Origin of the sequence: Chryseobacterium sp. MP_3.2, from assembly GCF_035984805.1 — a bacterium.
Taxonomy (GTDB): Bacteria; Bacteroidota; Bacteroidia; order Flavobacteriales; family Weeksellaceae; genus Kaistella.
The window spans coordinates 1-15,125 of record NZ_JAXCHW010000003.1; the positions used below are offsets into that span (position 1 = coordinate 1).

Here is a 15,125-nt window from a genome sequence, read left to right on the forward strand (position 1 = left end):
TGTAAAGATTAAACATAAATTTATTAAAAATAAAAAAAACTCCTCAATTTCTTGAGGAGTTTTGGGTGGGCCCTGAGGGATTCGAACCCCCGACCCTCTGGGTGTAAACCAGATGCTCTGAACCAACTGAGCTAAGAGCCCGATACCGTGTTTGATTTCTCAAATTTTGGTTCGGCAAATATACAAGTATTTTTTAGGTTTCCAAATTATTTTTTAAAAATTCTCCTACCACAAAGTTACTTCCGCCCACGAAAATCATTTCTTCTTTTTTAAGACGTTGTTTTGCAAAAAGATACGCGGATTGTACAGAAGGAAAAATTTTATAAATTATTTTCGAATTTTTTAATAATTGCTCATATTCTTCTGGATTTCTGCCTCTATTTACATTGGGTTTGGTAAAATAGTAGGTCGCATTTACTGGCAGAATCTGTAAAACTTCTTCTATTTTCTTATCCTCTACAAAACCTAAAATAAGATGTTTGAATTTTGGAATAGACTTGAGCTGTGCAAAAACTTCCGCCAAGCCCGCCTGATTATGCCCAGTATCGCAAATTACAAGCGGATCATTTGAAAACTGAAACCATCGACCTAAAAATTTGGTGTTTTGTTGAACATTTAAAAGTCCATCCTCTATGTTTTGATTACTAATTAAAAGTCCTTGCCCTTTTAGATTTTCAATTAAAGCGATAACCACTTTAATGTTTTTCTTCTGGTAATTTCCTTTTAAATCAGACTCCAAAGTTGTGGAAATTAAAGTGGCGTCAATAAAGGGAGCGTTTTCTGCAAGTCCTTTAGATTGAATGATTTCTCTTGCTACTTTATTATCGTCGCCGCAGATGACAGGTATTCCAGACTTAATAATCCCAGCTTTTTCTGCCGCAATTTCTTCAATTGTATTTCCTAACAAATCCTGGTGATCCAAGGCTACATTAGTGATTGCCGTAACTAAAGGATGGATAATATTGGTAGAATCTAATCTTCCGCCTAATCCAACTTCGATAATGGCATAATCAACTTCCTTTTTCTTAAAGTATTCAAACGCCATAATGGTGGTGAATTCAAAGAAAGAAGGAGTAATATCTGATGATAAATTTTTTAACTTCTGAATGAAATCATACACAAATTGCTGGTCGCAATTTTCTCCGTTTACTTTTATTCTTTCTGTAAATTCTATGAGGTGCGGAGAATTGTAGAGTCCAATTTTGTAGCCAGCTTCCTGTAAAACTGAAGCCAGCATATTGCTCGTGGAGCCTTTGCCATTGGTTCCGCCGATGTGAATCATTTTTAAATCATTCTGGGGATTCCCGAATAGGTTGCAGAGTTTAGTGATATTATCCAAACCTGGTTTATAGGCTTTTTGACCATCGGTCTGGTAACTTGGTATTTGGAGAAATAGCCAATCAATAGCCTGCTGATATTCTATGGAATTCATTCTACAAAAATCACCAAATTTTTTGGTTTGGGAAAGCAAGTTCAACTATAAATGTGGCTTTACAATAGATGTGGAATCTGCGCCCCTGATTGGCTCACTCTTTTATCATCGTTTTTGAATCGCCGAAACTCGTGCCTCGTTTTGAGCGGCGTGTTTGAGCTCTTTTTCTTATTTAAAAGAATAAGAAAAAAACGAGTAGTGAAAGCTGGAATTTGACGCCCGAAAAAGAGAAAAGTATACTAAAAGGTAATTTTGTAAACTCCAGAAGAAGAGGTGTTTGCGCGCTCAGCTTTTACATATTGTTTTACCCAAGAAACTGATTTCGAGGAGACACATGGGTCAGAAATGCCACTCAAGCGCCGCGCAGAAACCACATTCCCCGCTTTATCTACGGTGTAAGAAATGCTGATGGTGCCACTGGCGGAACAATTATGTGCGGGTTGCGCACCACCACGACCCATAGTTCCCGGAATAAATCCAATTAATTGGCGGTCAATACCAATTTTACTGTCGCCATTTCCTTCGCCACCCAGCGGATCGCCATTATTGCCCGTAACGCCGTTTGTTCCTTGCGTTTCTGTTTTTGTACCAAGTCCTTTTATTAAATTTCCGATGGCCGCATTACCTTTTCCATCACCTGATCCTGTTTTAGAATTGGATATGATCGATTTTGCGGGAGTAGATTTGGCAGGTGTTTTAGATGCTTTGGTGGTCTTTTGCGTTTTCGGCGCAGTAACCGTTTTATTAGTACCGGTAATTATTTTTTCTTTAACTACCGTTTTTGAGGGCAGTACTTTCGGCTCTGGTTTAGCTTCGGAAACCTCTTCTTGAAGCGGTTCTGTTGGAGCGACTTCTGTCTGTGCTGCTAAGCTTCCTTCTTGATTGGCTGGCTCTTCTGTTTGAGTACCGTTTTGATTTTCTCCAAAGTTGATGAGCATAGTAGTCATCTGCTCAGGTTTTTCAGTAATTTTGGTAAAAGTGTAAAAGAAAATACTTAAAAAAACCAGAAGCGAAATCACCAAAGTAAGCACGATGCTTTTTGTGCGGTCTTTCTGCTCATTGTTTTTCTGTTGTATTGCGTATTCCATTTTATATATTTCTTTGCCCCAAAATTATGGGGTATCTGATTCTGTAGTGGCAATTGCCAAATTATATTTGTGCGTTTCTGCAATACCCATTACAAAAACTACATCCTTGTGTTTAGTATTTTCATCTGCACGAATAGTGAAGGAAGGATTAGCTTCATCTTTTAATTCATTCACCATATAATTTTCTAAAGCTTCTTTTGTAATTTCTTTATCATTTACAAAATACTTGCCTGCTTCATTAATTGTGACGGTTGTAGGATCTTGCACACTTGCATTGGTTGCGTCGGCGGTAGGTAATTTTACGTCAATGGCGCTTTGGCTGATGGCGGAACTTGTTATCATAAAGAAAATCAACAACAGAAAAATAATATCTGTCATAGATGCCATGCTGAATTCTGCATTGACTCTGTTTCTGCGTTTCAGTTCCATTTAAAGGGGTTTATTTAGGGCATCTAAAAATTCATTTACATGCGTTTGTATTTTTAAAACTAAACGATCAACATTGGTTACCAGAATGTTATAGAAAAAATAAGCCGGAATCCCCACAAACAAACCTACGGCAGTTGTCGCCATGGCTGTGTAAATTCCTGTAGCCAAAAGTTTTGGACTCACCGCGCCAGTAACATTTGATATTTCAAAGAACGCCATAATCATACCGACCACCGTTCCTAAAAATCCAAGCATTGGTGCGGCACCTGAAGCGGAGGCTAAAATATTGAGATTTTTTTCCAGTTTAGAAACCTCTAACTGACCCTGATTTTGCATGGCATTAGAAATATCAGAAATTGGTCTTCCAATTCTTGCTAATCCTTTCTCAATCATTCTGGCTTCGGGGGAATCGATGGTTTTGCAATAGTCCACAGCAGTTTGGATCTTCCCTTCTTGCACGAAATCTTTAATGTTTTCTAAAAAATTCGGAGTTGATTTGGAAGCTCTTTTGATGAAGAAAAATCGTTCCAAGAAAATGTAAAGCGCCAAAATTCCTAAAAGAAAAATAGCTGCCATAATGGTATTTCCAAGAATTCCTCCATTAAAAAGGATTTCCCAAAGGGAGAATACATGTTGCTCTGTGTTGGTGGTGATAACAGGAGTTGGGGTCTGTAAAAACATTTTTTAGTTTTGATTATAGAATTAAACGGCAAAAATACCGTAATATTATAGATGTGAAGGGATGTTTAAGGCTTTTTTTCGAGAGGAAAAAATTAGTCTTCTTCTATCACAATTTCATCTGATTTGAAGTTGCATTTTAATTTAAAGGGAATGTATTCCCCAGAAGCGGTGTAGAAATCATCGATATTTCCTTTCCACATTAATTGTAATTCACCATCTTCATTTTCTTGAAAAGCCAACTCATTATCGCTGAGATAAGCGTCTTCATCATCGTACAATTCAACTTGAGTATAAATTTCCTCTTCGGAATCTGGGAGGTAAACAGTTTTTCCAGAAAGTTCTCCATCTTCCATTAAATAATCGAAAACAGAAAAAGCGATTTGGGGAAAATTGTAGTGCAAAGAATCATCATCTACATGATCTAAAGAGTCATCCGTAACAATTTCTACTTCCAAAAAATGCTTTTCATTGCTGTAGATTGCTTTGCAATACGTATGTTTTATGTTGTATTTAAGAGTTTCTTCAGGATGGTAGATTTTTAAAATCCCTTTCATTGTAGTAGAAAATAGTAGTGGTAAATAAATAGATGATTAACTTCTTGAACAAAGATAAAAATTTGCGTGGTTGAACAATACAATTATATAGAAAATTCAATTACACGGGAAAGGTTAGTGCAATCAGAGAAGTGTGAAACAATTTTTTTTCCGAGCAACAGCAATTTTCCTTTTTGAAAGTCCAAGAAAATGAATAATTTAGCTCATTGAAATTTCATCTATGAAGAACTTATTGTCCTACTTCTCTTTTGCCTTAATTATTGCAACGGCAACACTTTCTTGTAAAAAATCTGATTCTCCTTTAACAAAGGTGACCTCGGCAGATTTGGATTCCATCGCAGCCAATTATTATGAACAATACCTAAAGCTCTATCCGCTTGAAGCTACTGCACAAGGAGATTTGCGTTATAATGATCAATTATCCATCAATATTGACAAAGATTTTATTTCTGGTGAAATATCCTTCTACAACTCGGTGCAAAATCAACTTAAAAAAGTTGATTATAACAATTTAAGTGATGATAAAAAAACAGTTTATGATGTTTTAGATTATACCTTGAAAGATAAAATTGAAAGATATGCTTATCATCCAGAAAAAATTCCTTTTGATCAGTTTAATGGTTTGCCGCTTGCTTTTCCGCTCTTAGGAAGTGGCGAAGGAAGCCAACCTTTTAAAACCGAAAAGGATTATGATGATTGGTTGAAGAGAACAGAACATTTTCCGCAGTGGATGAATACCGCGATAGAAAATTTTAAGTTGGGAATGTCTACTGGATTTGTGTTGCCAAAAAAATTGGTTGTAAAAATGATTCCACAAATGAAAGCGACTGAAATTACGACAAACGACTTCGATCAAAATATTTTTTATGGGCCCATTAAAAGCTTTCCGAAAAGTTTTAGCCCTGCTCAAAAAGAAAAATTTACGAAAGCTTATGAGGAAATGATCGAGACCCGAATTATTCCTTCATACCAAAAAATGGCAAATTTTTTAGAATCAGAATACTTGCCAAAAGCTAGAGATACAGACGGGATTGGTGATTTGCCGAAAGGAAATGAAATCTACGCTTACTACGCAAAAAGCTGGACCACCACGAGCAAAACACCAGATGAAATTAATGAAATTGGCCTGAAAGAAGTGGCAATGCTTCGTGCAGAAATGGAAAAAATTAAACAAGAACTTGGATTTACAGGAACTTTAGAAGAATTTTTAACGTACCTAAAGTCTGACCCGAAAGCGATGCCTTATAAAACCAGCAAAGAAATTCTAAAAGGATTTAACGGCATTCTTGCTAAAATTACTCCTAAATTAAAATCCATGTTTGGCGTAACTCCCATAACAAAATTTGAAATCCGACAGACGGAAAAATTTCGGGAAGCAAGCGCAAGCGCGGAATATATGCCCGGAACTGCTGATGGTAAAAGACCAGGAATTTTTTACATTCCACTTCCAAAACCCGAACAATTTAATGTAACCTCTGGTATGGAATCCCTCTTTTTGCATGAGGCAATTCCGGGCCATCATTATCAAGTTTCCCTTCAACAGGAAAATAAAACAATTCCAAAATTTATGCGCTTCGGATGGTTTGGAGCTTATGGAGAAGGTTGGGCACATTACTGTGAAACTTTGGGTCCAGAATTTGGTTTGTACACAGATCCATACCAAAAAATGGGCTATTTAAGTGATCAAATGTTACGCGCGGTTCGTTTGGTAATAGACAGTGGATTGCACACAGGTCGATTAACAAGAGAAGAAGCGATTGCCTATTTTTTAAGCAATGTTGCTTACGATGAAGGGAGCGCAATTGCAGAAGTAGAGCGCTATATGGCATATCCAGGACAAGCTTTAAGTTACAAAATTGGCTCATTAAAAATCCGGGAATTACGGGATCAATACCAAAAAGAATTAGGTAGTAAATTTAATTTGGCAAAATTTCATGATGAAGTTTTAAATCAAGGTTGTCTTCCTTTAGATGTTTTGGATCGTAAAATGCACAATTGGGCTAAAAAACAATAAATTTTTTACTAAAGATATTCGATAAATCCGCTGATATGTTCAGCGGATTTTTGTGTTGGAGATTTAATTGATAAGTAAAGACCATGTTTTGTTGGTTTTTTAATAATTATTAATTATGAGTAAAAATTCATTTATAAAGCGCAAAAATTATTATTAAAAGATTGTAAAAATTGAGTATTTTTACTTCTTACTAAATAATGAATATGTCATGGATGAAAATGGTCGTTTATCCCTTTTTTACGATAAAGAAAATGTGCTCGGAAACGTTTTGCAAAAAACACCATTTGGCTTTTCGCTGATCAATGAAGATTTTATTTTTGAATTTGCAAACGAGGCTTGGTTAAAGATTGTGCATAAACCCGAAGAACAAGTTCTTGGAAAGAAAATTTTTGATATTTTTCCGGAGACTGAAGAATATCTGCGATCTATTTTCGAAAATGTAAAAAATACAAGGGAACCATTTTATGCGCCGGAACATAATATTAAACTGGAACGAAAAGGTCTGATTGAAGATGTTTTCTTAAATTTTGTATATCAACCCATCTATAATGAATCTGGAGACTTGCAATATTTCGCCACTGTTGTATTAGAAGTTACAGATCTTGTTACCACTAAAAATAAAGTTAAAAACGACGAGGAACGGCTGCGGTTGGCCACAGAAAGTTCGCATACCGCAACCTGGGATCTTAATTTGAAAACCTTTGAGATTATTCATTCCCCTTATTTATCGAAAATTTTTGGTTATGAAGATGGCGAGCAGATTTCGCATGAAACCATGCGAAATCATCTATCAGAATATGACCGTATAAACATCGTGGAAAAAGCTTTTGAAGAAGCTTTAAAGACAGGAATTTATCAATATGAAGCTCGGCAGACTGATAAAAATGGAATTGAAAAATGGATTTCTACCAATGGAAAGATTTTTTTCGGTGAGCTCGGTGAACCCAATAGAATGGTCGGGGTGATGCAGGATATTACGCAAAGAAAAACCAGCGAAATTCTTTTGCAGCAAAGCCATCATCAACTCAATACCGCAATGGATGCCAGTAAATTGGGCAGGTTCGATATGGATTTTGAAACCCAGCAGAAGTATAATTTTTCGCCGCGTTTTTTAGCAATTTTGGGATACGATTCAGGTACGGAACAGATTAGTTCCAAAGTTTTTGAAAAGCATATTCACAAAAATTTTATTAAACAAAGAACAGAGGCATTAAAAGAAGCAAAAAAGACGGGAGATCTTTTTTATCAAACAAAAATTATTCTTCGGGATGGTACCGAAAAATGGATTGAAATCTACGGAAGACTTCTGAAGCCAATTGATGGCTGTAAAGCCTATATTTCCGGGACCATTCGAGACATTACGGAACACAAAAATTATGAAATAAATATAGAAGAAAGCGAAAAAAAATATCGCTTTTTGGCAGATGCAATGCCGCAAATTGTTTGGATTGGAGAGAATGATGGTCGCCTTACCTATTTTAACAAAGCCACCATGGATTATTCGGGTAAAGATTATAATGAATTTTTAGAAGGAGACGGTTTGTTAGAAATTGTACATCCCGACGAGAAAAAAGAAAACATACGCCTTTGGGCGAGAAGTGTTCGCACCAAAAAAGCTTTCTTTTTTGAACACCGCTTTCGAAATAAAGATAACGAATACCGCTGGTTTTTGAGCCGGGCCTTTCCGGAGCTTGATGACGCAGGTAATGTGAAAAAATGGATCGGAACGAGTACAGATATCGACGACATGAAACGCCAGGAAACACAGAAAAATGATTTCATCAAAATGGCGAATCATGAGTTGAAAACTCCCGTGACGACCATTAAAGGATATGTGCAACTTTTAAAAAAAATGCGCGGAGATTCTGAAGATAAATTTCTGGTAAACTCTTTAAATACTATAGAAAATCAGGTAAATAAATTGAATTTACTCATCGGAGATTTGCTCGATATTTCACGTATGGAAGCCGGAAAACTCCCCTTAAATAAAAAAGAATTTTCCCTTTTGGGCTTGGTTACAGAAACCATCGAGGATATCAAAGCTTCTGAACAAAGCCATGAGATTAATTTTGAATTAAAACATCCGGAGGATATTGAAATTTGTGCTGATAAAGACCGGATTACACAGGTTTTAAATAATTTATTAACGAACGCCATTAAATATTCTCCAAGTTCAAAAATCGTGAATGTAGAAATGTTTGTGGATGGCGAATTTGCCGTTGTTTCTGTGGAGGATTTTGGTATTGGTATGGATCACGAGGAATTACACAAAATATTCAAACGTTTTTACCGGGTGTCAGGGGATGATGAAGAAACTTTTCCGGGCTTCGGAATCGGCCTTTTTATCGTAAAAGATATTTTAGAAAGACACGATGGTAAAATTAAAGTGGAAAGTAAAAAAGACGAAGGGAGCAAATTCTGTTTCTTCCTTCCCTTAGAAAAAAATAAAAAAAACACAGTATAATTATGGAAATTTTGGTTGTCGATGATAACAAAGATATTTGTTTACTCATCGAAAATATACTTCTATCTGAAGGTTACGACGTAGAATCATGTTGTACTCCTGTTGAGTTTATGGATTTTATGAAAAATAATAAACCCAAATTGATCATTACAGATTTATTAATGTCAGGTTTTGATGGGCGCACTTTAACAAAAGAAATTAAGGGAAATATAGAAACAGAACACATTAAAATTTTAATGATGTCCGCCCATCCCGATGCTAAAAAATTGAGTGAAACAGCTGGAGTAGATGATTTTATAACAAAACCCTTCGAAATTGATGATCTACTTCAAAAAGTTGCAGCCCTTTTAAAATAATTTCTCTTGTAAAACTCTATTTTTTTCTTTTACGTTACGTCTTATTCTTCCTTCAGTAACAACATTCTAGTTAGATGATCATGATCTTTATTTCCTCTTGCCGGCGAATATTCTCGGCCATACCAAATAATTTGAAGATGTAATTTGTTCCAGGAATTTTCTGGGAAAAGTTTTTTCGCGTCCTTTTCAGTTTCCACCACATTTTTTCCAGAGGTTAATTTCCATTGTGTCATCAAGCGGTGAATGTGCGTATCAACAGGAAAAGCCGGAAATCCAAAAGCCTGACTCATCACCACTGAAGCGGTCTTATGCCCAATTCCAGGGAGCGCTTCTAATTCTTCATAAGTTTGGGGAACAATTCCGTTATGCCTTTCTACAAGGAGTTCTGCCATTCTTTTTAAATTTTTTGCCTTTGTATTTGCTAACCCGATTTCTTTAATTAAAAACTTCAGCTCTTCTACTTCTAAATCCTTCATTTTAAAGGCGTCACCGGCAACTTCAAACAATTTTGGCGAAATCTGATTTACTTTTTTATCCGTAGTTTGGGCAGAAAGCGCAACCGCTACCAAAAGCGTAAAAGGATCAGAATGCTCAAGTGGAACCGGAACGATGGGATAAATTTTTTCCAGCTCTTCTAAGACGATTATTGCTCTTTGCTTTTTAGTCATTTTAAGTTTAAATTTGAATAAAATTATTAAAATATGTTGAAAGTAGGGGACCATTTACCAGATTTCGAAAGTGTAAATCAAGAGGGTGAAACTGTAAATTCTTCTGATCTTAAAGGTAAGAAACTTATTGTTTTCTTTTACCCAAAAGCAAATACACCAGGTTGTACCGCAGAAGCTTGTGACTTAAATGATAATCTCAGCCTTTTACAAAAAGAAGGGTATCAACTTTTAGGCGTTTCTGCTGATTCGGTGAAAGCACAAAAAAAATTCCACGAAAAATTTGGGTTTCAATATCCTTTAATCGCAGATGAAAGTAAAGATGTTGTGGAAAAATTCGGCGTGTGGCAACTGAAAAAATTCATGGGAAGAGAATTTATGGGCATCGTTCGCATTACTTTTATTTTCGATGAAAAAGGAATCTGTATCCGCGTTATCGATAAAGTGAAAACGAAGGAAGCTGCAAGTCAGATTTTAGAAAATTAGTAAAAGCTTAAATTATACTGCCACAAATGCACGAATAATGTAATACGTGCATTCGTGGCAATTTTTATTAAGAAAGCATTCGCTGCGCTTTTTTTACGCCTTCCACCAAAATATCAATCTCTTCAAAAGTATTGTAAACTGCAAAACTCGCCCGAACCGTTCCCGCAATTTTAAAATAATCCATAATGGGCTGCGTACAGTGATGGCCGGTTCTTACTGCAATTCCTAGTTTATCCAGTATCATCCCAACATCTGAAGCGATTCCAATTCCTTCCAAATTAAAGGAGGCAACTCCGGTTCGGTTTGCGTTCTCCCCGTAAATCTTCAAACCTTTAATTTCTAATAATTTCTTCTGAGCGTAATCCAGTAGAGCAGTCTCATGATTTTGAATATTGGCGTGACCAATATTTGCCATAAAATCAATGGCAGCACCTAACGCAATGTTTCCGCCCACATTCGGAGTTCCGGCTTCGAATTTAAAAGGCAAATCGGCATACGTTGTTTTTTCAAATGAACAAACCGCAATCATTTCTCCACCACCATGAAAAGGGTGAATTTTTCTAAGGATTTCTTCTTTTCCATAAAGTATTCCTGTGCCCATCGGAGCATAAATTTTATGCCCAGAAAAAACGAAAAAGTCGCAATCCATTTTCTGAACATCGATTTTGAAATGGGGTACAGATTGAGCGCCATCAATCACAATCATCGCGTTTGAATTCGCTCTGGTTTTTGCTATAATCTCCTCAATGGGGTTAATTACTCCCAATGCATTGGAGACTTGATTTAAGGAAACAATTTTAGTTTTATCGCTTAAATTTTCATCTAAAAAATCGAGTTGAAGAATGCCGTTTTCGTCCATCGGAATCACTTTCAACTTGGCACCCGTTCTTTCACACAGCATTTGCCACGGAACGATGTTGGAGTGGTGTTCCAAATAGGAAATGATAATCTCGTCATCCTTCTTAATAAGATTGGTGATCGCATAAGCGATGAGGTTAATGCCTTCCGTTGTTCCTTTCGTAAAAATAACTTCAAAATCATGTTGAGCATTGATGAATTTCTGAATTTTTCTGCGCGAAAATTCCATTTCTTCGGTCGCCAACTGGCTCAAAGTATGAATTCCACGATGAACGTTAGCATTAATTTCAGAGTAGTATTTTTCCCAACTTGCCATTACGGAAGTTGGTTTCTGTGAAGTAGCGGCGTTATCCAGATAAATCAAGTCTTTACCGTTGACTTTTTGCGAAAGAATTGGAAACTGTGAACGGATATTTTGTAGGTCGAACATAAGCTTATTTAGAATACTTCAAATTTACGGAAATTAAATTTGAATTATCGCAAAGAATATATTGACCGATATAGAAAAAGACTATTTATGAAGCCTTAAATACAAGGGTTGTTTTAACCTGAAGTCGCTCTAAATTTTCTTGTATTACTAATGATTTTCAGATTTTTAATTAAAATTTTCTACCGTTTGATTCACCAAAAATTCCACTTGAGCAGGTCGGCCTTTTGCGTCTTTCGGTTGATCTTTAAACATTCCAGTTCGTACTATAACGGTTTGCTTCTCGGGAATGATGATAATATATTGTCCATGCAACCCCCAAAAATAATAGTGTTTAATGGGCGCATCTTGATTGATCCAAAGCCCCATACCATAAGCCTCCTTAGAAAGTTTGGTAGGAGTTTGCATCTGTTTTAAATGATTTGGATTAATGATTTGCAAATCATCAACTTTTCCCTCATCTAAAAACAATTGTCCCAATTTTGCAAAATCGCGAGCGTTGGAATGAACGCAGCAAAATGATTTTTCCATCCCAAATTCATCTGTGCTCCAATCTGCATTTTGCTCCATTCCAAGTGGTTTCCAAAGTTTTTCTGAAGCATATTCCGCCAAAGTTCTCTGTAGAGATTTCCGAAGGGAAAAACCGAGCATTTGGGTGGCCCCACTTTGATATTCAAATTTTGAACTGGGTTGGTCTTTAAAACCACGCAGCAAAACGGCTTCTTCCAAAGAATTGCCATAATAAGCTTTCGCATTTTGACCGAAGGGATTTTTGTAATCTTCGGTCCAGTTTAGACCTGTTTCCATTTTTGCAAGGTCACCGATGGTTAAATCCTTCCCGAACTCTACTGTATTATAGGTAGGAAAAAAATCAGAAAATTTTTGATTGAGACTTCTGATTTTATTTTCTTCTAGAGCTTTACCGAGCAACATTACCGTAATGCCTTTCGCGATAGAGAATGAATTGCTTTTGGTATTTTGATTAACGCCAACCGCATAGGATTCATGTATAATTTTTCCTTCTTTGATGACGAGGAACGAGGCAGTATTAGATGCTTTCAGGTTTTGACCTAAAGCATTCGTTAAAGCAGTTTTATTGTAAAGACTGTCTTTTATCCAAGGTCTTGCAGTTCCTTTTGCAATAATATTCGACGGAAAATTTTCACCGTCATTAATGGTTGCACCAGTTTCCCCCAGCAAATACGTTTTCCCAACAGCTTTAAATAAATAATTGTAGCCCAATGCGTACGTTATGGCAACTAAGCCTGCTAAAATGACTGCGGTTCCCTGGACTATTTTTTTTACCATCCTTCTTCTTTTTGTAAAATTAGGTTTTATATTATAAAAATAGAAGCAAAAAAAAGTTCCAGATTTCTCCGGAACTTTTCTTGAATAATATTTTTTAAACCTTAAATCTTCGAAAGTAAATTACGGAAATTTGTTTTCTCGTCAATAATTCTTCTTAAATCTGCAACAGCAACTCTTTCCTGTTTCATTGTATCTCTGTCTCTTAAAGTTACGGTATTGTCCGTTAATGAATCGTGATCAATGGTTATACAAAAAGGTGTTCCGATTGCATCTTGACGTCTGTAACGTTTTCCGATACTGTCTTTATCTTCATAAATCATGTTGAAATCATATTTCAAATCATTGAAGATTTTCGCCCCATATTCACCTAAACCATCTTTTTTCATTAATGGTAAAATGGCCGCCTTTACTGGAGCCAAAGCCGGAGGAAGAGAAAGAACTGTTCTTTCAGAACCATCTTCTAAAACTTCATCTTTCAAACAGTTAGAAAAAATTGCCAAAAATAATCGATCTAAACCAACCGAAGTTTCAACAACATAAGGAACGTAGTTTTCATTTCTTTCCGCATCGAAATACTGTAATTTTCGTCCGGAATGTTTTTCATGTGCGCTTAAATCGAAATCAGTTCTAGAGTGAATTCCTTCCAATTCTTTAAATCCAAAAGGAAATTTAAATTCAATATCTGCCGCAGCATTTGCATAATGCGCTAATTTTTCGTGATCGTGGAATTTATAATTTTCTGCACCTAAACCAAGAGCCAAATGCCAATTCAAACGTTTTTCTTTCCATGTTTCATAAAAACCTAATTCCGTTCCTGGAGGTACGAAATACTGCATTTCCATTTGTTCAAATTCACGCATTCTGAAAATAAACTGTCTCGCAACGATCTCATTTCTAAAGGCTTTCCCAATTTGAGCAATTCCGAACGGTAATTTCTGCCGGGAAGTTTTTTGAACATTTAAAAAGTTCACGAAAATTCCCTGCGCCGTTTCTGGTCTTAAATATAAATCGGTCGCCGAATCTGCAGAAGCTCCTAATTTCGTTCCGAACATCAAATTAAATTGCCGAACATCGGTCCAGTTTTTTGAACCAGTATCTGGATCCGCAATTTCCAATTCCTCAATTAATGCCTTCACATCGGCTAAATCTTCTTTTTCAAGAGATTGTGCCATTCTGGAAAGAATCGTTTTCTGTTTTTCTCTATATTCTAAAACGCGCGGATTTGTGCTTTCAAATTCTTTTTTATCAAAAGCATCTCCAAATCTTTTAGCGGCTTTTTCAATTTCTTTATCGGCTTTATCTTCTAATTTTGCACAGTAATCTTCAATTAAGACATCGGCTCTGAAACGTTTTTTACTATCTTTATTATCAATTAAAGGATCATTAAAAGCATCAACGTGACCAGAAGCTTTCCAAATTGTAGGATGCATAAAAATAGCCGTATCAATTCCCACAATATTGTCGTTCAGCTGTACCATTGCTTTCCACCAATACTGTTTGATGTTGTTTTTCAGTTCCGCCCCATTCTGTCCATAATCGTAAATCGCCGAAAGACCGTCATAAATTTCACTCGAAGGAAAAATAAAACCGTATTCTTTTGCGTGCGAAATCAATTTTTTGAAAACATCTTCTTGTTTAGCCATTGTCTTTTAGAATTTGTGCAAAAATAGGGAATTTTATTGTCATTTTTTGGAGCCGTCTCGTCCTTAGACGAGATGCTCTACCCGCTCTATTTTGCTCCACCCAATTCCGCAAAAAGTAGCCGTTTCGATCATGGTAAATTTCGATTCGATTTTAAAAGAAACGTTCTCTCAAAAAAAGAGACGAAAATCTTTTTCCGTCGCTTTTTAAGATCTAAGAGAAAATTTTCTAAAAATGATAGCTCAAAGCCAATCCAGTTCCTGCTGTTTCTATTTTAAAATAGGGTTGAAAAGCTGTTGATTCGCCGTTTTCCAGTTGGACTGCTCTATCTGCATTTTTTTTCGCCGCCAAGGCAAATGGAATTCCAATTCCCACAATTCCGGCGCCAATTCCCACTGCAGTCCAAGCTGTGCTGTTATCTTGTTTGATGACTTGCGGTTGACCATTTATTGTGACGGTTGTTTTGCCACCACTTAACGCTCTAGCTATTCCTACACCCATTACGCCGCCACCAACTCCAGCGAAAATAGCTCCGACGGTATTATTTGTTCGCGCTTTTTTAAAATGCGCAATTGCTTGAGGATTTTTAAAAACATCTTCGTATTCCGACATTTTGTAAGTCTGCCCGTCTTTTTCTAGTTTATTTCCAGAAATGGAAATTTGAGAGAATACGCTCTGATAGCAAATTGATAAACTCAAAAATAGAATTTTTTTCATACTGT

The 15,125-nt window shown here is 36.2% G+C and carries 14 protein-coding genes and 1 tRNA gene; 4 read left to right on the forward strand and 11 right to left on the reverse strand.

All coding sequences use genetic code 11. The features are described from left to right. Positions 1-66: 66 nt before the first annotated feature. The 6 genes from RCH13_RS05705 to RCH13_RS05730 all read right to left on the reverse strand — a co-directional run bounded on the left by RCH13_RS05705 (position 67) and on the right by RCH13_RS05730 (position 4,184). Positions 67-141 (reverse strand) — tRNA-Val (locus tag RCH13_RS05705). 52 nt (positions 142-193) lie between these two features. After that, positions 194-1,432 carry a bifunctional folylpolyglutamate synthase/dihydrofolate synthase gene (locus RCH13_RS05710; RefSeq protein ID WP_326986273.1) on the reverse strand — a complete coding sequence of 413 codons (1,239 nt, stop codon included), beginning with the start codon at positions 1,430-1,432 and terminating at the stop codon, positions 194-196. 239 nt (positions 1,433-1,671) lie between these two features. Next, complete coding sequence (locus RCH13_RS05715; protein ID WP_326986274.1) at positions 1,672-2,520, reverse strand: ferric siderophore ABC transporter substrate-binding protein; 849 nt, start codon at positions 2,518-2,520, stop codon at positions 1,672-1,674. A gap of 24 nt (positions 2,521-2,544) precedes the next feature. After that, the gene (locus RCH13_RS05720) at positions 2,545-2,949 is read right to left on the reverse strand and encodes an ExbD/TolR family protein (protein ID WP_326986275.1); all 405 of its coding nucleotides are present in this window, start codon (positions 2,947-2,949) and stop codon (positions 2,545-2,547) included. Then, positions 2,950-3,630, reverse strand: coding sequence for a MotA/TolQ/ExbB proton channel family protein (locus tag RCH13_RS05725; protein ID WP_326986276.1), 681 nt, complete (start codon positions 3,628-3,630; stop codon positions 2,950-2,952). A gap of 92 nt (positions 3,631-3,722) precedes the next feature. After that, complete coding sequence (locus RCH13_RS05730) at positions 3,723-4,184, reverse strand: hypothetical protein (RefSeq protein ID WP_326986277.1); 462 nt, start codon at positions 4,182-4,184, stop codon at positions 3,723-3,725. A 220-nt stretch (positions 4,185-4,404) separates the two neighbouring features. On the opposite strand from RCH13_RS05730, the gene RCH13_RS05735 reads away from it, so the two are divergent. The 3 genes from RCH13_RS05735 to RCH13_RS05745 all read left to right on the forward strand — a co-directional run bounded on the left by RCH13_RS05735 (position 4,405) and on the right by RCH13_RS05745 (position 9,018). Then, positions 4,405-6,198 carry a DUF885 domain-containing protein gene (locus RCH13_RS05735; protein WP_326986278.1) on the forward strand — a complete coding sequence of 598 codons (1,794 nt, stop codon included), beginning with the start codon at positions 4,405-4,407 and terminating at the stop codon, positions 6,196-6,198. 208 nt (positions 6,199-6,406) lie between these two features. After that, a complete protein-coding gene (locus RCH13_RS05740) occupies positions 6,407-8,662 on the forward strand; it encodes a PAS domain-containing sensor histidine kinase (RefSeq protein WP_326986279.1) in 2,256 nt (751 codons plus the stop codon). 2 nt (positions 8,663-8,664) lie between these two features. Further along, positions 8,665-9,018, forward strand: a complete 354-nt coding sequence (locus RCH13_RS05745; RefSeq protein WP_326986280.1) for a response regulator — start codon at positions 8,665-8,667, stop codon at positions 9,016-9,018. 41 nt (positions 9,019-9,059) lie between these two features. On the opposite strand, the gene RCH13_RS05750 is transcribed toward RCH13_RS05745, so the two are convergent. After that, positions 9,060-9,686 (reverse strand): endonuclease III domain-containing protein, encoded by a 627-nt coding sequence (locus RCH13_RS05750; RefSeq protein ID WP_326986281.1) that lies wholly within the window; start codon positions 9,684-9,686, stop codon positions 9,060-9,062. A 33-nt stretch (positions 9,687-9,719) separates the two neighbouring features. Between RCH13_RS05750 and bcp the strand changes: the two genes are divergently transcribed. Next, positions 9,720-10,169: a thioredoxin-dependent thiol peroxidase gene (bcp, locus tag RCH13_RS05755; protein ID WP_326986282.1), complete on the forward strand. Its 450-nt coding sequence runs from the start codon at positions 9,720-9,722 to the stop codon at positions 10,167-10,169. A gap of 67 nt (positions 10,170-10,236) precedes the next feature. Here bcp and RCH13_RS05760 read toward each other — a convergent pair whose 3' ends face one another. The 4 genes from RCH13_RS05760 to RCH13_RS05775 all read right to left on the reverse strand — a co-directional run bounded on the left by RCH13_RS05760 (position 10,237) and on the right by RCH13_RS05775 (position 15,120). After that, positions 10,237-11,457: an aminotransferase class V-fold PLP-dependent enzyme gene (locus RCH13_RS05760; RefSeq protein WP_326986283.1), complete on the reverse strand. Its 1,221-nt coding sequence runs from the start codon at positions 11,455-11,457 to the stop codon at positions 10,237-10,239. Between the two features lie 165 nt (positions 11,458-11,622). Next, entirely contained in the window at positions 11,623-12,762 is a 1,140-nt protein-coding gene (locus tag RCH13_RS05765; RefSeq protein WP_326986284.1) for a serine hydrolase domain-containing protein, read from the reverse strand. 101 nt (positions 12,763-12,863) lie between these two features. After that, complete coding sequence (locus RCH13_RS05770) at positions 12,864-14,405, reverse strand: glycine--tRNA ligase (protein ID WP_326986285.1); 1,542 nt, start codon at positions 14,403-14,405, stop codon at positions 12,864-12,866. 226 nt (positions 14,406-14,631) lie between these two features. After that, complete coding sequence (locus RCH13_RS05775) at positions 14,632-15,120, reverse strand: hypothetical protein (RefSeq protein WP_326986286.1); 489 nt, start codon at positions 15,118-15,120, stop codon at positions 14,632-14,634. Between the last annotated feature and the right edge of the window lie 5 nt (positions 15,121-15,125).